The sequence below is a fragment of the Dietzia sp. Alg238-R159 genome, from assembly GCF_900537145.1.
Lineage (GTDB): Bacteria > Actinomycetota > Actinomycetes > Mycobacteriales > Mycobacteriaceae > Dietzia > Dietzia kunjamensis.
Genome location: NZ_UNRI01000005.1, coordinates 114,961 through 139,754, shown reverse-complemented (window position 1 = coordinate 139,754; position 24,794 = coordinate 114,961). Strand labels below are relative to the sequence as shown.

The 24,794-nt window shown below is 72.1% G+C and carries 24 protein-coding genes; 16 read left to right on the top strand and 8 right to left on the bottom strand.

All coding sequences use genetic code 11. The features are described from left to right. The first annotated feature begins 49 nt into the window (after positions 1–49). On the top strand, positions 50–1,609 hold the full coding sequence (gene glpK / locus G6R20_RS13040; RefSeq protein WP_163376647.1) for a glycerol kinase GlpK: 1,560 nt from the start codon (positions 50–52) through the stop codon (positions 1,607–1,609). A gap of 57 nt (positions 1,610–1,666) precedes the next feature. Here the strand turns inward: glpK and G6R20_RS13035 are convergent, their stop codons facing one another. The 4 genes from G6R20_RS13035 to G6R20_RS13020 all read right to left on the bottom strand — a co-directional run bounded on the left by G6R20_RS13035 (position 1,667) and on the right by G6R20_RS13020 (position 6,934). Continuing rightward, on the bottom strand, positions 1,667–2,761 hold the full coding sequence (locus G6R20_RS13035) for an ABC transporter ATP-binding protein (protein WP_163376646.1): 1,095 nt from the start codon (positions 2,759–2,761) through the stop codon (positions 1,667–1,669). After that, the gene (locus tag G6R20_RS13030; protein ID WP_240341451.1) at positions 2,758–4,305 is read right to left on the bottom strand and encodes an iron ABC transporter permease; all 1,548 of its coding nucleotides are present in this window, start codon (positions 4,303–4,305) and stop codon (positions 2,758–2,760) included. Before G6R20_RS13030 ends, G6R20_RS13035 begins: the two co-directional genes overlap by 4 nt. Before the next feature lie 64 nt (positions 4,306–4,369). After that, positions 4,370–5,389: an iron ABC transporter substrate-binding protein gene (locus G6R20_RS13025; RefSeq protein ID WP_069389278.1), complete on the bottom strand. Its 1,020-nt coding sequence runs from the start codon at positions 5,387–5,389 to the stop codon at positions 4,370–4,372. Positions 5,390–5,527: 138 nt separating this feature from the next. Then, a complete protein-coding gene (locus tag G6R20_RS13020) occupies positions 5,528–6,934 on the bottom strand; it encodes an NAD(P)H-quinone dehydrogenase (RefSeq protein ID WP_163376645.1) in 1,407 nt (468 codons plus the stop codon). 150 nt (positions 6,935–7,084) lie between these two features. Between G6R20_RS13020 and G6R20_RS13015 the strand changes: the two genes are divergently transcribed. Genes G6R20_RS13015 through G6R20_RS13005 form a run of 3 tightly spaced genes read left to right on the top strand, consistent with a single transcriptional unit; the run spans position 7,085 to position 9,978 of the window. Further along, the gene (locus G6R20_RS13015) at positions 7,085–7,618 is read left to right on the top strand and encodes a gamma-glutamylcyclotransferase family protein (protein ID WP_067712430.1); all 534 of its coding nucleotides are present in this window, start codon (positions 7,085–7,087) and stop codon (positions 7,616–7,618) included. A 5-nt stretch (positions 7,619–7,623) separates the two neighbouring features. Beyond that, complete coding sequence (locus G6R20_RS13010; protein WP_163376644.1) at positions 7,624–8,457, top strand: purine-nucleoside phosphorylase; 834 nt, start codon at positions 7,624–7,626, stop codon at positions 8,455–8,457. Positions 8,458–8,469: 12 nt separating this feature from the next. Then, positions 8,470–9,978: a phospho-sugar mutase gene (locus tag G6R20_RS13005; RefSeq protein ID WP_240341450.1), complete on the top strand. Its 1,509-nt coding sequence runs from the start codon at positions 8,470–8,472 to the stop codon at positions 9,976–9,978. Between the two features lie 38 nt (positions 9,979–10,016). On the opposite strand, the gene upp is transcribed toward G6R20_RS13005, so the two are convergent. Next, positions 10,017–10,640 (bottom strand): uracil phosphoribosyltransferase, encoded by a 624-nt coding sequence (upp, locus tag G6R20_RS13000; RefSeq protein ID WP_069388394.1) that lies wholly within the window; start codon positions 10,638–10,640, stop codon positions 10,017–10,019. A 112-nt stretch (positions 10,641–10,752) separates the two neighbouring features. Between upp and G6R20_RS12995 the strand changes: the two genes are divergently transcribed. Genes G6R20_RS12995 through G6R20_RS12975 form a run of 5 tightly spaced genes read left to right on the top strand, consistent with a single transcriptional unit; the run spans position 10,753 to position 14,243 of the window. Continuing rightward, positions 10,753–11,127 carry a type VII secretion target gene (locus G6R20_RS12995; RefSeq protein ID WP_163376643.1) on the top strand — a complete coding sequence of 125 codons (375 nt, stop codon included), beginning with the start codon at positions 10,753–10,755 and terminating at the stop codon, positions 11,125–11,127. A 4-nt stretch (positions 11,128–11,131) separates the two neighbouring features. Further along, positions 11,132–12,355 (top strand): C40 family peptidase, encoded by a 1,224-nt coding sequence (locus G6R20_RS19025; RefSeq protein ID WP_163376642.1) that lies wholly within the window; start codon positions 11,132–11,134, stop codon positions 12,353–12,355. Further along, positions 12,355–12,621, top strand: a complete 267-nt coding sequence (locus G6R20_RS12985) for a hypothetical protein (protein WP_163376641.1) — start codon at positions 12,355–12,357, stop codon at positions 12,619–12,621. Before G6R20_RS19025 ends, G6R20_RS12985 begins: the two co-directional genes overlap by 1 nt. Further along, complete coding sequence (locus tag G6R20_RS12980) at positions 12,618–12,998, top strand: YbaB/EbfC family nucleoid-associated protein (RefSeq protein ID WP_163376640.1); 381 nt, start codon at positions 12,618–12,620, stop codon at positions 12,996–12,998. The genes G6R20_RS12985 and G6R20_RS12980 overlap by 4 nt, the downstream gene beginning before the upstream one ends. Before the next feature lie 12 nt (positions 12,999–13,010). Beyond that, positions 13,011–14,243 (top strand): hypothetical protein, encoded by a 1,233-nt coding sequence (locus tag G6R20_RS12975; RefSeq protein ID WP_119192279.1) that lies wholly within the window; start codon positions 13,011–13,013, stop codon positions 14,241–14,243. 39 nt (positions 14,244–14,282) lie between these two features. On the opposite strand, the gene G6R20_RS12970 is transcribed toward G6R20_RS12975, so the two are convergent. Next, positions 14,283–15,581 (bottom strand): thymidine phosphorylase, encoded by a 1,299-nt coding sequence (locus G6R20_RS12970; protein WP_119192278.1) that lies wholly within the window; start codon positions 15,579–15,581, stop codon positions 14,283–14,285. Positions 15,582–15,592: 11 nt separating this feature from the next. Next, positions 15,593–16,009, bottom strand: coding sequence for a cytidine deaminase (locus G6R20_RS12965; RefSeq protein WP_240341463.1), 417 nt, complete (start codon positions 16,007–16,009; stop codon positions 15,593–15,595). Positions 16,010–16,234: 225 nt separating this feature from the next. On the opposite strand from G6R20_RS12965, the gene sdhC reads away from it, so the two are divergent. The 5 genes from sdhC (at position 16,235) to G6R20_RS12940 (ending at position 21,463) form a co-directional block, all read left to right on the top strand. After that, positions 16,235–16,642 (top strand): succinate dehydrogenase, cytochrome b556 subunit, encoded by a 408-nt coding sequence (gene sdhC, locus G6R20_RS12960; RefSeq protein ID WP_083249443.1) that lies wholly within the window; start codon positions 16,235–16,237, stop codon positions 16,640–16,642. A 14-nt stretch (positions 16,643–16,656) separates the two neighbouring features. After that, positions 16,657–17,088, top strand: a complete 432-nt coding sequence (locus G6R20_RS12955; RefSeq protein WP_067712174.1) for a succinate dehydrogenase hydrophobic membrane anchor subunit — start codon at positions 16,657–16,659, stop codon at positions 17,086–17,088. A 57-nt stretch (positions 17,089–17,145) separates the two neighbouring features. Further along, positions 17,146–18,915, top strand: a complete 1,770-nt coding sequence (gene sdhA, locus G6R20_RS12950) for a succinate dehydrogenase flavoprotein subunit (protein ID WP_163376639.1) — start codon at positions 17,146–17,148, stop codon at positions 18,913–18,915. Beyond that, on the top strand, positions 18,915–19,706 hold the full coding sequence (locus G6R20_RS12945) for a succinate dehydrogenase iron-sulfur subunit (protein WP_163376638.1): 792 nt from the start codon (positions 18,915–18,917) through the stop codon (positions 19,704–19,706). Before sdhA ends, G6R20_RS12945 begins: the two co-directional genes overlap by 1 nt. 359 nt (positions 19,707–20,065) lie before the next feature. Further along, the gene (locus G6R20_RS12940; protein WP_163376637.1) at positions 20,066–21,463 is read left to right on the top strand and encodes a D-alanyl-D-alanine carboxypeptidase family protein; all 1,398 of its coding nucleotides are present in this window, start codon (positions 20,066–20,068) and stop codon (positions 21,461–21,463) included. A gap of 76 nt (positions 21,464–21,539) precedes the next feature. Here G6R20_RS12940 and G6R20_RS12935 read toward each other — a convergent pair whose 3' ends face one another. Beyond that, positions 21,540–22,148 carry a TetR/AcrR family transcriptional regulator gene (locus tag G6R20_RS12935; protein WP_240341449.1) on the bottom strand — a complete coding sequence of 203 codons (609 nt, stop codon included), beginning with the start codon at positions 22,146–22,148 and terminating at the stop codon, positions 21,540–21,542. 247 nt (positions 22,149–22,395) lie between these two features. On the opposite strand from G6R20_RS12935, the gene G6R20_RS12930 reads away from it, so the two are divergent. Both G6R20_RS12930 and G6R20_RS12925 read left to right on the top strand, forming a co-directional pair. Further along, positions 22,396–23,496, top strand: coding sequence for an iron-sulfur cluster-binding domain-containing protein (locus tag G6R20_RS12930; protein ID WP_163376635.1), 1,101 nt, complete (start codon positions 22,396–22,398; stop codon positions 23,494–23,496). A gap of 44 nt (positions 23,497–23,540) precedes the next feature. Beyond that, complete coding sequence (locus G6R20_RS12925; protein WP_163376634.1) at positions 23,541–24,776, top strand: acyl-CoA desaturase; 1,236 nt, start codon at positions 23,541–23,543, stop codon at positions 24,774–24,776. Positions 24,777–24,794: the final 18 nt, after the last annotated feature.

The following is a 24,794-nucleotide window of genomic DNA, read 5'->3' as shown; positions in this document are numbered from 1 at the left end:
ACGCGCGAGGCGGACGTGTCCACGCGAACGCGGACGTAGTCTTGGCCGTGTGACTCGCAGCTCCTACATCCTCGCGATCGACCAGGGCACCACCTCGACACGGGCGATCCTCTTCGACGACCGGGGCATGCCGGTGCCCGCGGCGACTGCGCAGGTCGAGCACCGGCAGATCCTGCCGAGGGCGGGCTGGGTCGAGCACGACCCGCTGGAGATCTGGCAGAACGTCCGCGCCGCCATGGCCCAGGTCGCGAGCAGCGTGGACCTCGAACCGGCGGCGGTGACCGCCATCGGCATCACCAATCAGCGCGAGACGGTGGTGGTGTGGGACCGGGAGACCGGCGATCCGGTCTACAACGCGATCGTGTGGCAGGACACCCGAACCTCCGGCATCTGCGCACGACTGTCCGAGGCCCACCCGGACGGCGACGACCGGTTCCGCGCCGCCACCGGCCTGCCCCTGTCGACGTACTTCGCCGGCCCCAAGATCCGGTGGATCCTCGAGCACCTGGACGAGCGGGGCGAACGCGGGACCGAGCGGGCCGAGGCCGGGGAACTGCTGGCGGGGACCATCGACTCGTGGTTGGTGTGGAACCTCACGGGTGGGCGCCGGGGTGGCGACGACGGCGAGGCGGCCCTCCACGTCACGGATGTCACCAACGCGTCGCGGACCCTGCTCATGGATCTGCGGTCCCTGGAGTGGGGTGACGAGCTGTGCCGTGAGGTCGGCGTCCCGCGGGCGATGCTGCCGCGGATCGTCCCCTCCTCCGGCGTGCTGGGGCACGTGACGACACGGCGGATGTTCGGCGGCACGCCCATCGCCGGGATCCTCGGCGACCAGCAGGCCGCGATGTTCGGGCAGACCTGCTTCGAGCCGGGCGAGGCCAAGAACACCTACGGCACGGGCGCGTTCCTGCTGCTCAATACGGGCACGACGCCGCAGTTCAGCGAGAACGGTCTGCTCACCACCGTGTGCTACCAACTGGGCGATGCGGATCCCGTGTACGCCCTGGAGGGCTCGGTGGCGGTTGCCGGGTCGCTGGTGCAGTGGCTGCGCGACAACCTCGGGGTGATCTCCACCGCCGACGAGACCGAGGACCTCGCGATGTCAGTGGAGGACAACGGCGACTGCTACCTGGTGCCGGCGTTCTCCGGGCTGCTCGCCCCGCGGTGGCGGCCGGACGCCCGCGGCGTGATGGTGGGCCTGACCCGCTTCCACACCCGGGCGCACCTGGCGCGGGCCGCGCTCGAGGCCACGGCCTTCCAGAGTCGCGAGATGGCCGCCGCGATGGTCGCCGACGCCGGGGAGTCCGCCGATTCGCTGCGGGTGGACGGTGGGATGGTGGTCAACGACTTCCTCATGCAGTTCCAGGCCGACATCCTCGGGGTGGACGTGATCCGGCCGGAGGTCACCGAGACCACCGCACTGGGTGCCGCGTTCGCCGCCGGGCTGGCGGTGGGTCAGTGGGACTCCCCCGACCGGCTCCGTGAGCTGTGGAGGGAGGACTGCCGCTGGACGCCGCAGATGCCCGAGGAGGAACGTCAGCGGTTGATCAACCGGTGGGACGAGGCGGTCGAGCGGACGCTGGGCTGGGCGGACGTCGAGGGCTGACCCGGCGGCGACCGGTGCGGTCGACGGGTGCGGTCGGCGGGTGCGGTCGACGGGGTGTCAGACGGCGTGGAAGACCGCCGGCCGCAGCGGACGCACGGCCAGTCGGGAGCCCGTCCCGACGCGCTGACCCGTGGGTACCGGCACGGCGCAGATCTGGTCGGTGCCGTCGAATCGCATCCGCACCAGGGTCCGGGCACCCCCGAACTCGACGGCGGTGCACACGGCGTGACCCCGGATCTCCTCGTCGTCGTACCCGACATCGAGCCCGGCGGCCTCGACTCCCCGCACCTCCAGGCTCTCGGGGCGCCACAGGACGGTCCCCCGTCCCTCGGCAGGCGAGTCCAGCGGCACGGTGCCGAGGACCGTCTCCGCGGTCGCGCCGGTCGCGGTGGCCGGCAGGGCGACGGTCTCGCCGGAGAGGTCGGCGACCCCGCGGCTGACCGGATGGTGGTAAAGCCGCTCGGGGGTGTCGACCTGGGCGAGCTCGCCGTCGATGAGGACCGCGACGCGGTCAGCCGTCGCCATCGCCTCGGAACGGTCATGCGTGACGAGGATGGAGGTGGCCCCGGCCTCGGCGAGCAACGCCGCGACCTCCGCTCTCACCGCTCCGCGCAGGGCCGCGTCGAGCGCGCTGAAGGGCTCGTCGAGCAGGATCAGCCCGGCTCCGGGGGCGAGTGCCCGCGCGAGCGCCACCCGCTGCTGCTGACCGCCCGACAGCTGCGACGGCCGGTCACCCGCCCGGTCCGCCAGCCTGACCAGGTCGAGCACCTCGCGGACGCGCTCGGCACGCTCGGCGCGGCCGCGCCACCTCGCCAGGGGGCCCGGCGGCACCAGTCCGAACCCCACGTTGTGCGCCACGTCCAGGTGGGGGAACAGCGCACCCTGCTGGGGGACCAGCCCGATCCCGCGCCGCTGGGCACTGAGCCGGTCTATGCGGCGGCCGTCCAGCAGGATCCGGCCGGACGACACCGGGTGCAGGCCCGCGATCATGCGCAGCATCGTGGTCTTCCCCGATCCGGAGGCGCCCAGGACCGCCACCGATTCTCCCGCCTCCACCCGGAGTGCGACGCCGCGGACCACCGGGGAGCCGTCGTAGCCGCCCGAGACGGAGTCGAGTTCGAGTACCCCGCCGGGGCTGGGTTTCCAGGTCACGTCGCGCTCCGTTCGGTCTCGTTCGCCCGGCCCGGGGCCGCGGTCGCCGTGCCCGGGTCGCGTCGGCCGCCCGCGCCCCAGCCGAACGACCGACTCAGCACGAACGCGGGGATGACCGCCACGACGACCAGCATGGCGGCGTAGGGGGCCGCCTGCGAGTAGGCCGCCACCTCGGTGTGCGACCACATCGCGGTGGCGAGGGTCTCCGTGCCCGTGGGCCGCAACAACAACGTGGCGGGCAGTTCCTTGGCCACGCTGAGGAACACGAGGCTCGCGCCCGCGAGGATCCCCGGCATCGCCAGTGGCGCGACCACCCGGGCGAACGTGCGCAGACGCCCGGAGCCCAGGCCGGCCGAGACGTCCTCGAGGCTCACCGGGATGGCGCTGACCGAGGAGCGCACCACTCCCACTGCGAGCGGCAGGAACAGCACCACGTAGGCGAACACCAGCATCGGTGTCTGCTGGTAGAGCCCCGGCACCAGCCGGATCCCCACGAACACCACCGCGAGGCCCACCGTGATGCCCGGGAGCGCGAAACCGACCTGGGCGATGGTCTCGGTGGACCGCGCGACGATCCCGTCCGAGCGCGCCGCGAGGATCCCGATCGGCAGCGCCAGGACGATGGTGGCCAGCGCCGCCACGGCCGAGACCCCGGCGGTGGTGCCGGCGGCCTGGAACACCGGCGTCCACGAGACGTCCACGCTCGCCGCGGCGCGCACCCACCGGGCGAGGCCGGCGAGCGGGCCGAACACCCCGCCCGCGAGGATGACGGCGACGACGACGAGGGCGAGCCCCTTCAGGCGACCCAGCGGTAGCCGGGTGGGCGCCGAGTCGACCCCGGCGCCGACCCTCGCGACCTCGCCGCGTCGGGCCCGCCGCTCCCCGACCATCACGACCAGGGCCAACACGATGAGGACGCACGCCAGGACAGCCGCCGGGACACGGTCGAACGCCGCCCGGTAGGAGTGGTAGATGCCCAGTGTGAACGCCTCGTAGCGGAGCATCGCGACCGCCCCGAAGTCGGACAGCGTGTACAGCGCCACCAGGAGTCCGCCCGCGGCGACCGCCGGTCGGATCTGTCGGAAGGTCACCCCGAACACGGCGCGGGTGGTGCCGTGCCCGAGGGTGCGCGCGACCTCCTCGAGCCCCGGGTCCACCCGCCGGAGGGCGGCGGAGGCGGGGAGGAACACGTACGGGTAGCAGGAAATGGTGAGCACCGCGACGGCCCCCGGCAACCCGAGGACCTCCGGGAAGTCGGCCACCCAGAGGTAGCCGAGGACATACGACGGCGTGGCCAGCGGAACGCACAGGAGCGCACCGATGACCGGGGCCCCCGGTAGGTCGGTGCGGACCACGAGCCACGCCATCCCCACCCCGACGATCACGCTGGCGGTGGTGACCAACACGACCAGCACGACGGTGTTGCCGAGGAGGGTCAGCGTCCGACCGGAGCCGAGCACCTCGGCGGCGGACGCCGGGCCCCGTTCGCCCGCCCGGATGACCAGGTAGACCAGCGGGATGAGGGTCGCCGCACACGCCAGCACGGCGGCCGCCCCGAGGAGGGGCCGGCCGCCGCGCAGTCGCGTCAGCAGGTCGATGTCCGGTCCGTCAGATCATGCCGACGCGGGCGAGCATGGCCTGCGTCTGCTCGAGACCGTCCAGCTGACCGAGGTCGATGTCCGGGCCGCCGAGCGTGTCCAGCGGAGGGAGGCCGGCCGCGTCCGTGGCGATCCCCGGGACCACGGGGTACTCGCTTGTCTCCTCGACGAAATACGTCTGGGCCGGCTCGGCCAGGAACGCCTCGACGACGCGGCGGGCGTCGTCGGGGCGGTCCGTGGAGGCGAGGATCGCGACGCCCGCCACGTTGACCAGCGCACCCGGATCGCCCTGCGCCATGTACTTCACGCGGGCGCGCATGTTCTCCGCACCCTTCTCCGCGGCCGAGTTGTACCAGTAGTAGTGGTTGGTCAGACCGAGTTCGACGGCGCCCGCGTCGACGGCCTGCAGGAGCGCGTTGTTGTTCTCGAAGGTCTGCGGGTCGTTGGCGAGGAAGTCCCGCAGCCACTGCTCGGCGGCCTCGTCGCCCCGGTCCACCCGCAGCGCCGTGACGAAGGACTGGAACGACGCGTTGGTGGGCGCGTAGCCCACGCGCCCCTTCCACTCGGGGGCCAGGACCGCGTCGATGGTGTCGGGCACCTCGGCCTCGTCCAGTGTCCGGGAGTCGTAGATCAGGACGCGCGCCCGCAGGCTGGTCGCGACCCAGGTGCCGTCCGCCGCGCGGTATTCCGCGGGGACGGCCTCTGTCACGGACTCGTCGAGCTGCTGCAGCAGGCCCGCGTTGTCGAGGGCACCGAGGGCCCCGGCGTCCTGTGAGAAGAACACGTCCGCGGGGCTGGCCTCCCCCTCCTCCGCGATCTGCGCCGCCATCTCCGGGGTGGAGGCGTACCGCACCTCGATGTCCACCCCGGTGGAGTCCGAGATCTGCTCGATCAGCGGGGCCACGAGGCTCTCGCTGCGACCGGAGTAGAGCACCAGTGCGTCCGATTCGTCGGAGTCCGAGGTGCAGGCCGCCAGCCCGAGTACGAGGGATCCGGCGGCGGCCAGGGCTGCAACACGACGCAGCTTCATTGTGGCTCCTTAGCGGTTCCCGACGCCGTGTCGTCGACGTCGACGGAGCTTAGCCTAACCTGAACGACCCTTCCGGACAGTGCGCAGGGCACGCGACATCGTCTCCATCGCACCGGATGCCGGGGCGCCGGATGCCTGTCAGTCGAGGTCGTCGTGGCGCATGAGCTGGCGCGCCGCCTCGGTGATCGTGCCCGTCATCGACGGGTAGACCGAGAACGAGCCCGCGAGATCGCCCACCGTGAGCTGGTTCCGCACCGCCACCGAGATCGGCAGGATGAGCTCGGAGGCGGTGGGGGCGACGACCACGCCGCCGACCACCACGCCCGACGCCGGGCGACAGAAGAGCTTGACGAACCCGCGGCGCAGGCTGCGCATCTTGGCCCGGGGGTTGCCGGCCAGCGGCATGACCTCCACGCGCGCCGGCACCTCGCCGCTCTCGATCTGCGCGTGCGAGATGCCGACGGTGGCGATCTCCGGCCGGGTGAACACCGCCGAGGCCACGGTCTTGAGCTTGATGGGGCTGACGCCCTCGCCCAGCGCGTGGTACATCGCGATGCGCCCCTGCATGGCGGCCACGGAGGCGAGCGGGAACAAGTCGGTGCAGTCGCCGCCGGCGTAGATGCCCGGCGCGGTGGTACGCGAGACGCGGTCGACCTTGATGTGGCCGCTGCGCTGCAACTCGACACCGGCGCTCTCCAGTCCGAGGCCCTCGGTGTTGGGCACGGAACCGACGCAGATGAGGGCGTGGGACCCCTTGACCGTGCGACCGTCCCCGAGGCGGACGATGATGCCGTCCTGGAAGTGCTCGACCGCGTCGGCGCGCGCGTGCTTGACCAGCGAGACGCCCCGCTCACTGAGCGCCTCCTCCAGCACCAGGGCGGCGTCGGCGTCCTCGTGCGGCAGCACACGGTCGCGGCTGGAGACCATGGTGACCTTGACACCCATCTCCGTGAACGCCGAGACGAACTCGGCACCGGTCACACCCGATCCCACCACCACGAGGTGCGTCGGGAGCACGGTGAGGTCGTAGAGCTGACGCCAGTTGAGGATCCGCTCGCCGTCCGGCTCGGCCCCCGACAGCACCCGGGGACTGGAGCCGGTGGCGATGAGCACCACGTCGGCGTCGAAGATCTTCTCCTGGCCGTCGTCGAACGTCACGGCCACCCGGTGGGAGGCCATGCCGGGCTGGGAGTCGTGCAGACGGGCCCGTCCGGACAGCAGCCGAACGCCCTCACGCTGGAGCTGCGACCGGATGTCCGCGGACTGGGCGCGCGCCAGGGACTTGACCCGGCCGTTGACCTGACCCAGCTTGTAGGCGGTGGGATCGAAGTGCGCCTGGACGCCCATCTCCTCGGCCCGGCGCATGTCCGTGCGCACGCCGGTGGTGGCGATGAACGTCTTGGACGGCACGCAGTCACTGAGGACACAGTTGCCGCCGATGCCGTCGGAGTCGACGATCGTGACGTCCGCACCGTACTGGGCCGCGACCAGCGCGGCCTCGTAGCCGGCGGGGCCGCCGCCGATGATGATGATGCGTTGCGTCACATGTCCTCCACGGCTCACAGGGGTAAGGGCCGGGCGCCGCAGCCCGCTGTGGCGGATCGCGTCACGTCCGCCGTACACGGTAGTCGAACGCCACGATCGGGGACGCCGGGACATCTGGCCGCCACCGCCGAAGGGGCTAGGGTTGTGGGCGTGCCTCTCTACGCCGCGTACGGGACGAACATGTATCCCGATCAGATGAACACCCGCGCGCCGCACTCGCCCTTCGCGGGGACGGGTTGGCTCGAGGGCTGGCGCCTGACCTTCGCCGGGGACGACCCCACGTGGGAGGGTGCCGTCGCCACCGTCGTCGAGGACCCGGACTCCAGGGTGTTCGTGGTGCTCTACGACGTCCCGGACGAGGACGTCCGCGCCCTCGACCGCTGGGAGGGCACGGACCGGATGCCCGCCCGCAAGATCCGGGTCCGCATCACGCGCCGGCCCACCGTGCCCGACGGTCCCCCGGTCGACGCGCAGGAGTCCGAGTTCGCCGTGGACATCGCCCCGGCCGGCACCGACGACACCGTGCTCGCATGGCTGTACGTGATGGACGCCTTCGAGGGCGGCCTGCCGTCCGCGCGCTACCTCGGCTTGCTCGCGGACGCCGCCGAGTGCGCGGGGGCCCCCGAGAAGTACGTGCACGAATTGCGCACACGCCCGTCGCGCAACGTCGGCCCCGGCGCCTGACGCGGATGGCGCCCCTGCTGACGCCCACCGACGAGGCCCGCGCGGCCGCCGCCCGGATCGCCGAACTGAGCGGCCGCGGGCACCACGAGGTGGCCCTGGTCCTGGGGTCGGGCTGGTCCGAGGTCGTGACCGGACTCGCCGACCCGGGCTCCGCCGTGACCATCGCCCCCGCCGACCTCCCCGGGTTCGCCACTCCCGCGGTCGCCGGACACCGCGGGACCGTCACCAGTTGCCTGGTCGACGGGGTGCCGCTGCTGTCCGTGGCCGGGCGCACCCACCTCTACGAGGGCCGGGGTACCGGACCCGTCGTGCACCCCGCCCACGTCGCGGCCGCCTCCGGAGCGCGGGCGCTCGTGCTCACCAACGCCGCCGGCGGACTGCGGGACGACCTCGCCGTCGGCGACCTCGTCCTCATCCGTGACCACCTCAACCTCACCGGGCGCTCGCCGCTCACCGGGCCGCTGTTCGTGGACATGGTCGACGCCTACTCCCCCCGCCTGCGCGCGGCGGCCGCCGACGCGATGGCCGCGGTGGACGCGGGCCGCCCTTCCGAGGGCGTCTACGCCGCCATGCCCGGCCCCCAGTACGAGACCCCGGCCGAGATCCACATGCTCCGCACCCTCGGCGCCGACCTCGTGGGCATGTCGACGGTGCCCGAGACCATCACCGCCCGCGGGCTGGGCCTCGACGTGGTCGCGGTGTCGCTCGTGACCAACCTCGCCGCCGGCGTCACCGGGCAGCCGCTGGACCATTCGGAGGTGCTCGCCGCCGGAGCCGCCGGATCCGCCCGCCTCACCGGGGCCCTGCGCGCCCTCGTCCCCGCCGTCGCCCGCTGCTGAGGGGCATCACCCGTGACGGCGCCCGTTCCCGATCCCGCACCGCTGGCCTTCGGCACCGCGGGCGTCCGCGCTCCCCTGGGGCCGGGGCCGGGCCGGATGAACGACGAGACGGTCACCCTCGTGGCCACCGCCGTCGCCCGGTACCTGCGGGAACATGAACCACCCGGGTCGACGGTCATCGTGGGCGGGGACGCCCGGCACGGGTCGGCCCGATTCGTCGACGTGGTGGCTGCGGTGCTGGCGGCGCACGACCTCGTCGTCGTCGTCCCCGGCGCGCCCGTCCCCACCCCGGTGGTGGCCGCGGCGGTCCGCGCGCGCGGCGCGGTGGCCGGGCTCGTGGTGACCGCCTCCCACAATCCCGCGAGCGACAACGGCATCAAGGTCTACGGACGCGGCGGCGCGCAGATCGTGCCGCCGACCGACTCCCGGATCGAGCGGCACCTGCACGCCGCGGCGCGGGAGGGGGTCGCGGTCCCCACGGCCGTGCCCGGATCGGTGCGGGTGGACCCCGTGCTCGTCGACGACTACGTGGCCTCCGTCGTCGCGGCCCTGCCACGGCCCGTCCGGCCGCCCCGCGTGGCACTGACCCCCGTCCACGGGGTCGGAGGCGATCTCTGCCGCCGCGTCCTGGCCGGGATCGGCGTGCTCGACGTGACGCTGGTGGCCGAGCAGGCGGACCCGGACCCGGACTTCCCCACCGTCGCCTCGCCGAACCCCGAACGGCCCGGGACGACCGCGCGGCTGCTGGCGTTAGCGGCGCGGATCGATGCCGACGTCGCGATCGCGCTCGACCCGGACGCCGACCGGTGCGCCGTGGGGTTCGCCGACCCGGACGGGCGGTGGCGGATGCTCGACGGCGACGAGACGGGCGCGGTGCTCGCCGACCATCTGCTGCGCGCGCCGCTTCCGGGGTCGGCCGCGGGCGACGAGCTCGGTGTGCCGGTCGTCGCGTCGACGATCGTCTCCTCGCGGGTGCCGTCGCTGTTGGTCCCGGCGCGCGGCGGTCGGCACGTGGAGACGCTGACCGGGTTCAAGTGGCTCGTGCGGGCCGGCGAGCCGCTGCGGTACGCCTACGAGGAGGCCATCGGGCACTGTGTCCTGCCGGACGTCGTGGCCGACAAGGACGGGGTCTCGGCGGCCGCGGTGTGGTGCGCGATGGTCGGATCAGGCGGACCGACGGTCGGCGCGCGACTCGACGCACTGGCCACGGAGTTCGGGGCGCACCTCCGGCGCAACGTGTCGCTGCCCCTGGCGGACGACGCGGACCCGGCGGCGGCGCTGAGGCGGGCGGCCGGGCTTCTCACCACCGTCGGCGAGGTCCGACCGCTGGAGGGGACCGCCGGCATCCGCGTGGACTCGGATGGTGCGCGCGCGGTGGTGCGGCCCTCGGGCACGGAGCCGCTGCTCAAGACGTACGTCGAGGCGTGGACCCCGCCCGGGCCCTCCGCGTCGGACCGCCGCGACGCCGCACGCCGGCTCGCGCGGCTCGGTGATGCGGTCGCAGGCGCGGTGGGCGGCTAGCGCTCAGCGTTTGCCGGTGGGCGGTTGGCGGTTGCCGGTTAGCGGGGGCCGAAGAGGCGGTCGCCCGCGTCGCCGAGGCCGGGGACGATGAAGGCGTTCTCGTCGAGGCGCTCGTCGATCGTCGCGGTGACCAGGGTCGCGGCCAGCCCGGAGGCGCGCACCGCCTCGATCCCCTCCGGCGCACACAGGACGCACACCACGGTGACCCCGGTCGCGCCGCGCGCCGCGAGCGTCTCCAGCGTCGACACCAGCGATCCGCCCGTCGCGAGCATCGGGTCCAGGACCACGACGTGACGTCCGGCCAGGTCCTCGGGCAGCGAGCACAGGTACGACACCGGCTGGTGGCTCTCCTCGTCGCGCGCGAGGCCGATGAACCCGACCTGCGCGCCCGGCATCAGACGAGTGGCCGGATCCAACAGGCCCAGGCCCGCCCGCAGCACCGGCACCACGAGCGGCACGCCGTCCACCGCGACCGCGGTCGTGTCCGTGATCGGGGTGCTCACGGTGACCTCGGTGGTCGGTACCGACCGGAAGGCCTCGTAGCAGAGCATGGTGCCGAGGGCGTCCATCGCGGCGCGGAACCCGGCCGTGTCGGTGGCGGAGTCGCGCAGCGTACGGAGCCGGTCCCCGACCAGCGGGTGATCCACGACGGTGATGTCCATGCCCGTCAGGATTCCATACGGAGGAAATCCCGGACCGGCTGGAACCGGATCGTCTTCTCGACGCGTCGAACCCTGTGACGGGACAAGAGAGAACGACGAGGGGACGCAGGACATGACGGACGGGGCGATCGACGTCCATGTCGACGGTTTACGCGAACTGGGAGCGGGGCTGACCACCCTGGCCGACACGCTGGGGGGTGCGCTCGAGGCGGTGGACGGGCTGCCGATCGAGGCGGTGACGCCCGTGGTCGGGCCCGTGGGCGCCGACTTCATGTCCGCGCTCATGGCGGCGACCGCGCGGCACCGCGAGGTGTTGGCCGGGCTCACGCGGGTCACCGACGCCGCCGGGGAGCTCGTGTTGGAGACGGCCAGGCTCTTCGACGAGTCCGACGCCGCCGGCGCTGCGGCGATCGGCGCCGCCGGTGCCGCCGGTGCCGCCGGCGCCGCCGGCGCCGCCGGCGCCGATCTCACCGGGAAGTGGGTGTGATCCGGTGATCGCCGACGCGCTGGCCTACGCCGGCCCCATCAAACAGATCCTCGATCTGCTGTCCGCGGAGGAGTTCGTCCCCGCCGAGGCGCAGGACATCATGCGGCCGGTCAGTGACGGACTCGAGGCCGCGCAGCAACTCGGCCCGCCGCTGGAACGTCTGCTGTCGGAGTCGTGGGACTCCCTGGCCTCCCTGGGGGCCGCGCACTCGATCGCCGAGGTCGGCCGGACGATGGGCGCGCTCGGCGAGTCCGCCGCGGAGATCGCGCGGGTCACCGCCGTGGCCGCTGAGATCGTGGTCCGGGGGACTGTCGAGGTGATAGGGATCGTGCAGCAGTTCCTCGCCCGTGCGGCCGCCATGGGGCCGGCCCTCCTCACCCCGCCGGGACAGGCCGGCCTCCTCGGGCTGGCCGCCGAGCACCTCGCGCGTGGGATCCAGGTGGCCGAGCGGGTCCAGACCGAGCTGAGGGTGCCGACCGCGGAGATGCGGGCCATCGCCGCCGGTATCCCCCCGGCCCCCCGCATGCCGGGCACGGTCGGGGCCGGTTCCGGCACCGGCGGCGCGATCGACGCCACCATGGTCGCCTACACCGAGTCCGGTCCGGACGCGGTCTTCGCTGCGGGCGGCGACGCGGGCGGCGCGGTCTTGGCTGCGGGCGGCGGCGCGGACGGCGCGGGCGGCGCGGCTTTCCTTGCGGGCGGCGGCGCGGGCGGCGCGGGCGGCGGCTCGTTTGACGGCGGTTCGTCGGGTGTCGCGGCGGAGTCCGCCGCCGGGTCCGGGTCCGTGCCCGGGACGGCGGGGTTCGGTGACGCCGGGTCCGGGGTGATCGGCGGCGGAACCGAGGTGACCCTGCCCGACGGCTCGGTCGTCACCGCCCCCAACGAGCAGGCCGCCGGCGCTGTCCGCAACGCGCTCAGTCAGCAGGGTGTGCCGTACGTGTGGGGCGGCACCTCTCCCGGCCAGGGGCTGGACTGCAGTGGCCTGACGCAGTGGGCGTACGGGGACGCCGGTGTGGAGATCCCCCGCCTGGCCCAGGAACAGGGCGTGGGTGTCCAGGTGTCCCCGCAGGACGTCCTGCCCGGTGACCTGCTCGTGTGGGACGGCCACGTCGCCATGTACATCGGCAACGGTCAGATCGTGGAGGCCGGGGACCCTGTAGCGGTGTCCGGGCTCCGCACCGACAATATCGGCATGTCGTTCCACGGCTTCTACCGTCCGACCGGCTGATGGCACCCGACAGCTGCCGGCACACCGACCCGATGACCGGGGTGGTCGCCGAGGTCGGCACCGACGGCGTCCCGGTGGGCCTGGCCCTTCCGGAAGCCCTCCTCGACCGCACGCCCGCGGAGGTGGCGCGCGCGGTCCTGCGCAGCCTCACCGCGGCCGCCGGCGACGCCCGCGATCTGCTGGAACGCCTCGCCGCCGACGACTGGGACGAGCGGGACTGGGACGAGCGGGACTGGGACGACGAGCCGGGCGGGTCTGTCAGGTGAGCGCCGGAGGACTGGACGTCGAGGCGTTCCTCGATCGTCTGCGCGGGATCGCGACCGAGTGGGAGTCGGCACACGACCAGCTGGAGACCCTGCGCATTTCGACGACCAGCCGGGACCGACTCGCCACCGCGACCGCGGACTCCGGCGGGAGCGTGGTGGACCTCGTGCTGGCGCCCGGGTTGCGCAGGCACGGGTCCGAGGTGGTCGCGGCGTCGATCCTCGAGGCCACGTCGGCTGCCGTGGAGCAGGCCAACACCCGTCGCGCGGAGCTGGTCTCGGGCTCGGTGGCCCTCGCCGTGAGCGGTCGGAGGCGGGCAGCCGAGAACGCCGCCCGTCATCACACCGACCCCGCCCCGGCGGGCCGTGGCACCGCCTGACGAGCCGTGGATATGCTGACCGGCATGGCCAAGGACATCGTCCCGATCGAGCTCGGTCTCCCGGAGGGAGACGTCACGACCCTCTGGGCACCCAGCTGGCGGGAGGACAACGACGACTGGGAGGCGTTCCTCGGGCTGGACGAGGACCTCTACGCCTTCGACTCGACGGCCGAACTCCTCGCCCTGGTCCGCAGCGGCGCGGAGCACGATCTGCAGGACCACCCCTCGTGGGAGGAGTTCGCCGGATCGGACGTGCTCGCCTTCCGCGCCGCGGAGGAGAACTGCTACGACCTCGTCGGCGTCCTCGAGCTCCTCGGGGACGATCCGACCGAGTCGTCGGTCGACGAGATCGATCAGTCCTTCGCGATCGCCCGCTCGATCGGCGAGGTGTGCGAACTGGACACCGTCACCAAGTTCTTCAACGGCAACCCGGTGCTCGCGTCCGTCACGCACGGCATGGACGAGTTCTACGGCCGCGACGGGCTCAAGCTGTGGAAATCCATCCGCAAGACGGTCGCCAAGGGCTGGGACGACGTCCTCGACGCCATCCAGGACGTCATGACCACCCCGGAGATCGACCGCGCCGAGGTCGAGCGTGCGCGCCACGACCTGGAGACCGCCGAGGCCGCGCTCCCCGAGCCGGAGCCGGAGCCCGAGCCCGCCCCGACCGGGTACCCGGAGGGCTCGCTCTGGGAGAGCGTGGGGATCGACCCCGTCAGGATCGTGTTCGCCGACCAGGAGTACCTGAGTCTGCGCTGCTACCTGGGTGACCGGCCGGTGTTCCTCGGCGACGGTGACCAGGCGTACGTCTTCACCAGTGCGCGCGGCCTGTCCCGCTACCTGGCCGACAACGACGACGACACCCTGAGCCGGGTGGCCACCTACGAGCGCGTCAAGATCGCCGCGACCGACGGCAGCCTGGACGTGCACGTCACAGACGACAACGTGTACGTCCTGGCCGGGCTCGACCGCGACATCGAGGTCGGGCCGGAGATGGTGGACTCCGACCAGCTCGGCCTGGCGGTCGAGTTCGTCACCGACCTGGCCACCTACGTCGGCGACGCCGAACTCGAGGCGTCGGTGACCGGGCGCGGGTCGGCGCTACGGCGCTACCTGCACTACGTCCTCAACCCCGACGACGCCAAGCTGCTCGAGCCGACCGCACCGTACGACGACGAGGCGTCCGAGTGGCGTGACCTGGTCGACGACGTCGAGAAGCTCGTCACCACGCCCGACCTCGCCTGATCCGGGGATGCGTCGCCCCCGGCGTCCGTTCCCGGACGGTCACCAGCCGCGCAGTCGCTCGGTCACAACGCCGGCAGGACCGCGATCCGGGCCCGTCCCGAACGCGGCCGCCACCTCGTCGAGTGCGGCCGGCAACCGTGCGGTGTCGCCCGCGTGGACGGTGGCCACCACCTCGCCGACGCGGACGTGTTCGCCCTCGACGCGGTGCAGCATCACGCCCGCGCCCGGGTCGACCGCCTCGCCGGGGCGGGTACGCCCCGCCCCGGACAACCACGACGCGCGACCGACCCCGAGCGCGTCCCACCTGATCGGACCCGACGCCGGGGCCCGCACCTCCTCGACGTGCGCCGCCCGCGGTAGGACCGCGTCCGGGTCCCCGCCCTGCGCGGAGATCATCGCCCGGTAGGAGTCCATGGCCCGCCCGTCCGCCAGCCGGGCACGCGGGTCGGCGTCCGGGATCCCCACCGCGGCGAGCGCCTCGAGCGCCAGCGCGCAGGTCAGGTCGACCATGTCGGCAGGCCCCCCGCCGGCGAGGATCTCCCGCGCCTCGGCCACCTCGAGCGCGTTGCCCACGGCGCGACCGAGGGGCGTGTGGTTGGCGGTCACCAAGGCGCTGGTCCGCACACCGGCGGCGGCGCCGATCCCGACCATCACCCGCGCCAGCTCGGCGGCGTCGGCGGGGTCGGCCAGGAACGCGCCGGAGCCGAACTTCACGTCCAGCACCAGCGCACCGGTGCCCTCGGCGATCTTCTTGCTCATGATGGACGCGGCGATCATCGGGATGGACGGGACGGTGCCGGTGACGTCCCGCAGCACGTAGAGGGCCCGGTCGGCGGGGGCGAGGTCGGCCCCGGCAGCGCAGATCACGGCCCCGGTCCGCGTCAGGACGGCACGCATCTCGTCGGCGTCGAGGTCCGCGCGCCACCCGGGGATCGACTCGAGTTTGTCGAGCGTGCCGCCGGTGTGGCCGAGCCCCCGGCCCGACAGTTGTGGCACCGCCACGTCCCACGTCGCCAACAGCGGTGTCAGGACGAGGGTGATCGCGTCGCCCACGCCGCCGGTGGAGTGCTTGTCGACGGTGGGCACCACCCTGCCGCCGCGGGTCAGGCCAGACAGGTCCATCCGGGTCCCGGAGCCCACCATCGCCGTGGTCCACCGGGAGATCTCCCGCTCGGTCATCCCGCGGAAATAGATCGCCATCGCGAGCGCGGACAACTGCTCGGGTGCGACGACCCCGCGGGTGAACCCGTCGACGATCCAGTCGATCTCGTCGTCGTCGAGCTCCCGCCCGTCCCGCTTGGCCTCGATGATCCGCACGGCGTCGTGTCGCGCGCTCATCCCGGAGCCACTCACCGCAGGTCCCCCGGCCCGAAGGCGTCCGGGAGGAGCTCGGCGAGGCGCACCGCGCCGCGCGCGGTGTGGACCACCAGCCCGGGGCCGCCGTGTTCGTGCAGGAGTTGTCGGCAGCGCCCGCACGGCGCGAGGGGGTCCCCGGTGTGGGAGACGACGACGAGCTCGAGCAGTCTCCCACCCCCGGTGCGGTAGAGGTCGGAGACGAGCGAGCACTCGGCGCACAGGGTCAGGCCGTAGGAGGCGTTCTCGACGTTGCACCCGACGACCATCCGCACCCGCCCGTCGGGGTCGCCGGCGGGCGGATCCGCGTCCGGGCCAACGGCCAGCGCGGCGGCCCCCACCCCCAGCCCGGAGTACGGACGGTAGGCACCCCGTGCGGCGGCGAGGGCGGCGTCGGCGAGGCCGGCGACGATCGCGTTGTGTTGTGCTGCGGTTTCGTCCTGGGACACCTGGCCTACCCCTCGGTAACATCTTTTAGGCTTCCCTAACTGGGAGAACCCGCTCGGTCCACGGTACCCACCCTGCTTTCGCCTAGTCAGATCTCAGGTCTAAAGTCCTAGTAGGCGCCCGCTGTGCTCTCGGGCCGGAACGCGCGCCGATGGCATCAGGCCCAGACGATTCGGAGGCACGACAAGCCCATGAGTACTGCGCAGGCGCCGGCGCGTCCGGCCCCCACAAAGAAGCTCAACCTCTACAAGGGTGACCCGGGGATGTGGTCCTGGGTCGCGCACCGCATCTCGGGCGTCGCGATCTTCTTCTTCCTCTTCGTACACGTGCTCGACACCGCGCTCGTCACGGTGAGCCCGGAGAGTTACAACGCGGTCATCGACACGTACAAGACCCCGATCGTCGGCCTCATGGAGATCGGCCTGGTCGCGCTCGTGCTCTTCCACGCGCTCAACGGTCTCCGGATCGTCCTCGTCGACTTCTGGTCGAAGGGCGCCAAGTACCAGCGTCAGATGCTGTGGGCCGTCCTGGCGATCTGGGTCGTGGTGTTCGCCGCGGCCACCGCCCGCCTCCTCTTCCTTCTCTTCCAGCACCTCTAAGGGGAACGATCACCATGGCAGACGCACCTGTTCTCCAGACGTCCTACGACCGGCCGGCCTCCCTGGCGCAGCCGCGCTCGCCCCGCCTGCGCTCGCGCGGCAACTTCGAACGCTCGGCGTGGATCTTCATGCGCTACTCGGGCGTCGCGCTGGTCATCCTCACGATCGGTCACCTCACCGTCGGTCTGATGATCGACGAGGGCGTCCAACGCATCGACTGGGCGTACGTGGCGGACCGCTGGCAGAGCCCGTTCTGGGCCGTGTGGGACCTCCTCATGCTCTGGCTGGCCATGCTCCACGGCGGCAACGGTGTCCGCACCGTCATCGCGGACTACTCCCGCAAGGACTCGACCCGGTTCTGGCTCAACTCGATCCTGTTCGTCGCCACCGGCCTCGTCCTGGTCCTGGGCACCTACGCCATCTTCGGCCTCGCCTACGACCTCTGACCGCGGCCGTCTTCGTCTGCGGACTTCACTTCTCCGAAAGCGAGCACTGAGTAACCCATGACCGATCGTCAGGTCCACCAGCATCAGTACGACGTCGTGATCGTCGGCGCCGGCGGCGCGGGTATGCGCGCGGCCATCGAGTCGGGCCCGCGTACCCGCACCGCCGTCCTCACCAAGCTCTACCCCACCCGCTCCCACACCGGCGCCGCCCAGGGCGGCATGTGCGCCGCCCTCGCGAACGTCGAGGAGGACAACTGGGAGTGGCACACGTTCGACACGGTCAAGGGTGGCGACTACCTCGTCGACCAGGACGCCGCGGAGATCATGGCCAAGGAGGCCATCACCGCCGTCATCGACCTGGAGAACATGGGCCTGCCGTTCAACCGCACGCCCGAGGGCAAGATCGACCAGCGGCGCTTCGGCGGCCACACCCGTGACCACGGCAAGGCTCCCGTACGTCGCGCCTGCTACGCGGCCGACCGCACCGGTCACATGATCCTGCAGACGCTCTACCAGAACTGCGTCAAGCACAACGTCGAGTTCTTCAACGAGTTCTACGTCCTGGACCTGTGCCTCACCGAGACCCCCGAGGGCCCCGTCGCCACCGGCTGCGTCGCCTACGAGCTCGCCTCCGGCGACCTGCACGTCTTCCACTCCAAGGCCACGGTCTTCGCCACGGGCGGCTCGGGCCGCATGTACAAGACCACGTCCAACGCCCACACCCTCACCGGTGACGGCATGGCCGTGGTCTTCCGCAAGGGCCTTCCGCTGGAGGACATGGAGTTCCACCAGTTCCACCCGACCGGCCTCGCCGGCCTGGGCATCCTCATCTCCGAGGCCGTCCGCGGTGAGGGCGGCATCCTGCGCAACGCGGACGGTGAGCGCTTCATGGAGCGCTACGCCCCCACCATCAAGGACCTCGCCCCGCGTGACATCGTCGCCCGCTCGATGGTCCTGGAGGTCCGCGAGGGCCGCGGCGCCGGCCCCGAGAAGGACTACGTCTACATCGACGTGACCCACCTCGGCGCCGACGTGCTGGAGGAGAAGCTGCCCGACATCACCGAGTTCTCGCGCACCTACCTCGGTGTGGACCCGGTGACCGAGCTCGTGCCGGTCTTCCCCACCTGCCACTACGTCATGGGCGGCATCCCGACCAACATCAAGGGCGAGGTGCTGCGCAACTCCGAGGACGTCGTCCCCGGCCTGTACGCCGCCGGCGAGTGCGCCTGCGTCTCCGTCCACGGCTCCAACCGTCTGGGCACCAACTCCCTGCTGGACATCAACGTCTTCGGCCGACGTGCGGGCATCGCGGCCGCCGACTACGCCGCGGGTCATGACTTCGTCGAGCTGCCCGCCGAGCCCGAGATGATGGTGCGCGACTGGATGGAGCGCATGCTGGCTCCCCACGGCCAGGAGAACGCCGCCGACATCCGCAGCGAGATGCAGGCCATGATGGACGACAAGGCGTCGGTCTTCCGCACCGAGCAGTCGCTCACCGAGGCCCGTGACGAGCTCCGCGCCCTCAAGGCCCGCTACGCCGACGTCACCGTCTCGGACAAGGGCAAGCGCTTCAACACCGAGCTCTTGGAGGCCGTCGAACTGGGCTTCCTGCTGGAGCTGGCGGAGGTCACGGTCGTCTGTGCCCTCAACCGCAAGGAGTCCCGCGGCGGTCACTCCCGCGAGGACTTCCCGGACCGCGACGACGCCACGTACATGAAACACACGATGGCGTTCAAGGAGGGCGGTCTCGACCTGCTCTCCGACATCCGGCTGGATTGGAAGCCGGTTGTGCAGACCCGCTACGAGCCGATGGAGCGTAAGTACTGATGAGCACCGCAGTCGACACCACCAAGGCCAACGACGGCAAGGACCCCGGCGCCAACCGTCCGGTGCCGCCCGGCTCGACGATGGTCACGCTGAAAATCGCCCGGTTCAACCCGGAGGATCCGGACTCGGCCGGCTGGAAGGAGTACGAGGTCCCGGCCCTGCCGTCGGACCGTCTGCTCAACCTGCTGATGTACGTCAAGAACTACATCGACGGGTCCCTGGCGTTCCGCCGGTCCTGTGCGCACGGCATCTGCGGTTCGGACGCCATGCTCATCAACGGCGTGAACCGCCTGGCGTGCAAGGTCCTCATGAAGGACATGCTCCCCAAGGACGGCAAGTCCATCACCATCACGGTGGCGCCGCTGCGCGGCCTGCCGGTGGAGAAGGACCTCTACGTCGACATGGAGCCGTTCTTCAAGTCGTACCGCGACGTCATGCCGTACCTCATCACGTCCGGTAACCAGCCGACCGCCGAGCGCATCCAGTCGCAGACCGACCGCGCCCGCTTCGACGACACCACCAAGTGCATCCTCTGCGCCTGCTGCACGACCTCCTGCCCCGTGTTCTGGGCGGACGGGTCGTACTTCGGGCCGGCGGCGATCGTCAACGCGCACCGGTTCATCTTCGACTCCCGTGACGAGGGCGCCGCCGAGCGTCTCGAGATCCTCAACGACGCCGAGGGCGTGTGGCGCTGCCGCACCACCTTCAACTGCACCGACGCGTGCCCCCGTGGCATCCAGGTGACGCAGGCGATCCAGGAGGTCAAGCGCGCGCTGCTGTTCGCCCGCTGATCACCGGGCAGCCACCACGCTGACCCGCGGCGTTCCGACGTCGCCTCACAGCACCGGCCGGGGCCGCACTCTCCACAGACGGAGAGTGCGGCCCCTCCGCCATTTCCTTCCCTCGTGGCCCCGACCCTCCCCGCCGCCCCCGGCATCCGCACACGCGCCTGCCCGCTGCGACCCCAGCCGCACGCCCGGGGCCACAGCCGCATGCCCGGGCCACAGCCGCACGCCGAGATGGCGTCTCGCATGCCCCGGAGCGGGTGCGAGACGCCACCCCGGGGAGCGGCTGCGTGGCGAGCGCGGGTCAGACCCGGGCCAGCGGGTCCGACCCGAGACGACGTCGACCGGACGTAGACTCGACCCCCGTGACCAGCACCCGACGACGGCCCGTCCAGCGAGCCGCCGGCCTCGTGACCGCAGCCCTCGTCGCACTGACACCGCTCGCGGCAGCGGCACCCGTGACAGCAGTGGAGCCGGCCCCCGCCGTTCCGCTGACGGAGCCGCCGCCGGTCGCCGTGCTGCCGTCGACCACGTCGCCGTCGTACTTCGACACCCCGCGTGACATCACCGGGTGCCCGCACCGCACCAGCCCGCCCGCTCCCGTCGACGAGTCCGAGGTCCCGATCCCCGGGCAGACGTCCCCGACCCCTCCCCCGGTGCCCGACACCCCTCCGGGCGGGGATGGGCTCGCCGGCTGCGAGGTCGTGGCGACCGACGGATTCGAGGTGCCACGCGACGTCACCGCCAGCGCGTGGCTTGTCTCCGACCTGGACACCGGGGAGATCGTGGCGGCCAAGGATCCGCACGGCCGGTACCGTCCAGCGAGCGTGATCAAGACACTGCTCGCCTCCGTCGCGCTGGACTCGCTCGACCTGGACCGGGTCGTGGAGGTCGCCGACGCTGATCTTGAGGGTGCCGAGGGCAGCCTCGTGGGCATCGGGCCGGGCGGGGAGTACTCCGTGGGACGGCTCCTCAGCGGGCTGCTCATGGCCTCCGGCAACGACGCCGCGGTCGTCCTGGCGCGGCAGCTGGGAGGCATCGAGGAGACGCGCGCCGCGATGAACGCGCACGCCGTCGCGCTCGGGGCCCGCAGTACGCATGTCGCCACCGTGAACGGCCTCGACGGCCCGGGCATGATGTCCACCGCCTACGACATGTCGCTGATCTTCCGGGACGCGATGGCCCGCCCGGCGTTCGCGGAGATCGTCGCCACCCCGTCCACGGGCTTCCCCGGATACCCCGCTGGTCCGGGCACCGAACCACCGGATCCGGCGGCGGTACCGGAGCACACCGGCCCGACGATGGGCGCGGACGGGGTCCTGATCAACCCCGGCTTCGTGCTGGGCAACGACAACCTGCTGCTCCACAACTACCCGGGCGCGATCGGCGGCAAGACCGGTTTCACCGACGATGCCCGGCACACGTTCATCGGGGCGGCCGAGCGGGACGGTCGGCGGCTCGCGGTGGTGCTGCTCGACGGCACGCGTGTGCCCAGCCCGCCGTGGCAGCAGGCGGCCGCACTGCTGGACGCGGGGTACGCGGCGGGCGACTCGGACCCTGTGGGCGTGCTCGAGGCCGGGCCGCAGGACTCGACCGATCACGCGACCGAGCACCTGGCCGGCGGCCTCGGCGGTGCGGGCACGCCGGAGACGGCGATCGTCGGCGGCTCGGTGCTCGAGCGCTACAGCACGTGGCTGGCGCTGGGCGCGGCGGGACTCGTCGTGGTGGCCGGGGCGGTCCTCACGCTGCGGTCACGGAACTAGCCCGGGGCCCGGCCTCACGTCCGTAGCGGCCGCCGCGTCGGCGCGTACGGTCGGGGAACGGCCGGGGAACGGCCGGTCAGGAGACGGCGCCGGCGCCGGCGAGAATGACCCGCAGACGCCCGGCGCACTCGTCGACCGTGGTGCGGGCGTCGGAATCGTCGGCCATCTCGACGAGGGCGCGGAGGAGGACGACGACGACGAGGTCGGCCGCGATGTCGATGGAGGTGTCGTTCGCTCCGGAGAGCGTCTCGAGCCGACCCAGGGTGATCCCCAGCCGACGGCGGGCGGAATCGACGGCGGCCGCGAGGACCCGGTGGTCGGGGTGCGCGGTGTCGACCAGGCCGCGCGCGAGCATGGCCCAGGTCTGCGGATCCCGGGTGGCGGCGGCGGAGGCCAGGCGGGGCCAGTCGGTGGCGGGGTCGTCGGTCGCGGTGGAGATCAGCTCGTCGATGAACGTCCCGAGGGCGTCGGCCGCGCCGGACGCGAGTTCCGATGCGAGGTCGTCGACGGACTCGAAGTGCCGGTAGAAGGCGGTGGGGACGATGCCGACCTCGCGCGCGAGTTCGCGGACGACGAGCCCGGTGAAGCCGCGCGTGGCCACCCCGTTCCGGCCCGCCTCGACGATGAGTGCACGGGTGTGCCGCTTCTGTTCCGCACGTGTCCTGGGCGTCGTCACATTCGCCATCCTATCGACAGCCTGGACTGACGCGTCAGAAACCACCCGTCCGCGGGGTGTGGGCCGGGCCACAAATCGACCCTCTTCCCATTTCAGAGAACGGCTGTACACTCAAAAACGTCCGGTGGTCGAACCGGACGGATGCGCACCCCGACCGCGACGGCACCGACCCGGTGCGAGGCGCGACGACCGCCGGGGAGCGACCGCATCCGACGGCGTCCGACCACACCGACCCATATCCTCGACGGAGGTCCACATGACCGCCCCGCCCATCCGCAGACTCTTCTCCCGCAGGGTCACGCGCACCCTACTCACTCCCCATCCGGTCGAACACTACGTCCGCTCCCTGGGCGTGGACTGGTCCGACGACCCCACCGGGGCGACCGTCGTGACAGTCGACCGGCCGGTCCCCGACGTCACGGTCCTCACCCTGCGGTTGCCCGCCGGGGTCGACCGCCCCGCCCCCGGCGCCGCGCTCGAGATCGGGGTCGTGGTGGACGGCGTCGTCCACCGCCGCCACTACTCCCCCGTCGATCCGGCGTCCCGCCGCGACGGGTTGGCGACCATCGCCGTTCGCAGGCACCCCGACGGCGTGGTCTCGAACCATCTCTGGGACGAGGCCGCGCCCGGGATGCGACTTCTCCTGGGTAGCCCGGTCGGCGAGATGGCGTTGCCCGAGGCCCGCCCCGCCGATGTGCTGCTGGTCAGCGGCGGCAGCGGCATCACCCCGATGCTGGCGATCGCCTCGACGCTCGCCTCAGACGGCCACTGCGGCGACGGGGCGCCGGGCCGCGTGGCGTGGCTGCACTACGCCCGCCGCGTGGAGGACGTGCCCTTCCGGGACCAGCTCCGTGAGCTGGCCCGGTCCGGGGTGACGGTCACGGTGGTCCCCACCGCCGAGGGGACGACCCCCAGCGGCCTGTCCGGCCACCTCTCCGCCGACCATCTCGAGGAGACAGCCCCCTGGCACGATGACGCCGCGGTGTTCCTCTGCGGCCCCGAACCGCTGGCCCGGGGCCTCGAGGAGGTCCTCGGTGCCGAGCGGTTCTCCGGCGTCCTCCGTGAGCGTTTCACCTCCGCGACCGGGCCGGTGCCCGACGGGGACGGCGGCACCGTGACCCACCTGCGCAGCGGCGTCACCGCCCGGAACGAGGGAACCACCCTGCTCGAGGGCGCCGAGGCCGCCGGCCTGAGCCCCCAGCACGGCTGCCGGATGGGCATCTGCCACACCTGCACGGCCGTGCGCGTCTCCGGCACCACCCGCGATCTGCGCACCGGCGAGGTCGACTCCACGCCCGACTGCCACGTCCAGATCTGCGTCAACGCGCCCGTCGGCGACGTCGAGATCGAGCTCTAGACCTGCATCCCCACCCGCCCGGAACGACCCGGAAGGACCCCGTCATGACACTCCTGCAACTGCCCGGCCTCCGCCCGAAGAAGTCCACCACGCCGAAGGCGCCGAAGGCCAGCGGCAAGGCGGCCGGCAAGTCCGCCGACGCGAAGACCGCGAAGACCCCCGGCCCCGAGCCGATCGTGCTGTCGGCCGAGTCGGTCGAGATCATCGGCCGCGAACTCGATGCCATCCGCGACCGCGTGAGGGCCGACCTCGGCACCGCCGACCGCGACTACATCCTGCGGGTGGTGCGCACCCAACGCCGCCTGGAGTTGGCCGGCCGCGGGCTGATGTTCCTCGGCTTCCTGCCCCCGGCCTGGCTGGCCGGCGTCGCCGCGCTGAGCGCTTCCAAGATCCTCGACAACATGGAGATCGGCCACAACGTCATGCACGGCCAGTACGACTGGATGCGCGACGACATGCTCCACTCCTCGAGCTTCGAGTGGGACAACGTGTGCCCGTCGGACCAGTGGCGGCACTCGCACAACTACATGCACCACACGTACACCAACATCCTCGACCTGGACCGCGACATCGGCTACGGCCTGCTGCGGATGGAGTACGAGCAGAAGTGGACCCCGCTGCGCCTGGGCAATCCCGTGTACGCGTTCGCGCTGATGATGCTGTTCGAGTGGGGCGTGATGATGCACGACCTCGAGTACGACAACGTCCTCAAGGGCAAGCGCAAGTGGTCCGACGTCAAGGGCCTGCTCGCCGGCTGGTGGAACAAGGTCCGCGGCCAGGTGGCCAAGGACTACATCGTGCACCCGGCGCTCACGGGGCCGCTGTTCCCGCTCACGTTCGCCGGCAACCTCACCGCGAACGTCGTCCGCAACATCTGGGCGTTCTCGGTGATCTTCTGTGGCCACTTCCCGTCCGGCGCCCAGGTGTTCACGCAGGAGGAGACGGCCGAGGAGACCCGCGGCGAGTGGTACGTCCGGCAGATGCTGGGGTCGGCCAACATCTCGGGCAGCCCGTTCATGCATCTGGCGACCGGCAACCTGTCGCACCAGATCGAGCACCACCTGTTCCCGGATCTTCCCGCGCACCGCTACCCGGAGATCGCGGACGAGGTGCGCGCGATCTGCGAGGAGCACGGCCTGCCGTACACGACCGGCCCGTTGTGGAAGCAGGTCGCGAACGTCTGGTCCAAGATGTTCCGCCTGGCGCTGCCCCTGCCTCCCACCGCGGCGGACACGCCTGCGGTGATCATCGAGCGCAAGAAAACTCCCGTCGCCGCCTGAGCCGCGGGTACCGTCTAA

What these genes read in the sequence shown, in the direction of transcription:
- G6R20_RS13025 (WP_069389278.1), bottom strand. Translation starts at nt 5,389, where the DNA reads ATGAAGCTGCGTCGTGTTGCAGCCCTGGCCGCCGCCGGATCCCTCGTA.
- G6R20_RS13010 (WP_163376644.1), top strand. Translation starts at nt 7,624, where the DNA reads ATGGCGCCCCTGCTGACGCCCACCGACGAGGCCCGCGCGGCCGCCGCC.
- upp (WP_069388394.1), bottom strand. Translation starts at nt 10,640, where the DNA reads ATGGACATCACCGTCGTGGATCACCCGCTGGTCGGGGACCGGCTCCGT.
- G6R20_RS12995 (WP_163376643.1), top strand. Translation starts at nt 10,753, where the DNA reads ATGACGGACGGGGCGATCGACGTCCATGTCGACGGTTTACGCGAACTG.
- G6R20_RS12985 (WP_163376641.1), top strand. Translation starts at nt 12,355, where the DNA reads ATGGCACCCGACAGCTGCCGGCACACCGACCCGATGACCGGGGTGGTC.
- G6R20_RS12975 (WP_119192279.1), top strand. Translation starts at nt 13,011, where the DNA reads ATGCTGACCGGCATGGCCAAGGACATCGTCCCGATCGAGCTCGGTCTC.
- G6R20_RS12970 (WP_119192278.1), bottom strand. Translation starts at nt 15,581, where the DNA reads ATGAGCGCGCGACACGACGCCGTGCGGATCATCGAGGCCAAGCGGGAC.
- sdhC (WP_083249443.1), top strand. Translation starts at nt 16,235, where the DNA reads ATGAGTACTGCGCAGGCGCCGGCGCGTCCGGCCCCCACAAAGAAGCTC.
- G6R20_RS12955 (WP_067712174.1), top strand. Translation starts at nt 16,657, where the DNA reads ATGGCAGACGCACCTGTTCTCCAGACGTCCTACGACCGGCCGGCCTCC.
- sdhA (WP_163376639.1), top strand. Translation starts at nt 17,146, where the DNA reads ATGACCGATCGTCAGGTCCACCAGCATCAGTACGACGTCGTGATCGTC.
- G6R20_RS12945 (WP_163376638.1), top strand. Translation starts at nt 18,915, where the DNA reads ATGAGCACCGCAGTCGACACCACCAAGGCCAACGACGGCAAGGACCCC.
- G6R20_RS12935 (WP_240341449.1), bottom strand. Translation starts at nt 22,148, where the DNA reads ATGGCGAATGTGACGACGCCCAGGACACGTGCGGAACAGAAGCGGCAC.
- G6R20_RS12930 (WP_163376635.1), top strand. Translation starts at nt 22,396, where the DNA reads ATGACCGCCCCGCCCATCCGCAGACTCTTCTCCCGCAGGGTCACGCGC.
- G6R20_RS12925 (WP_163376634.1), top strand. Translation starts at nt 23,541, where the DNA reads ATGACACTCCTGCAACTGCCCGGCCTCCGCCCGAAGAAGTCCACCACG.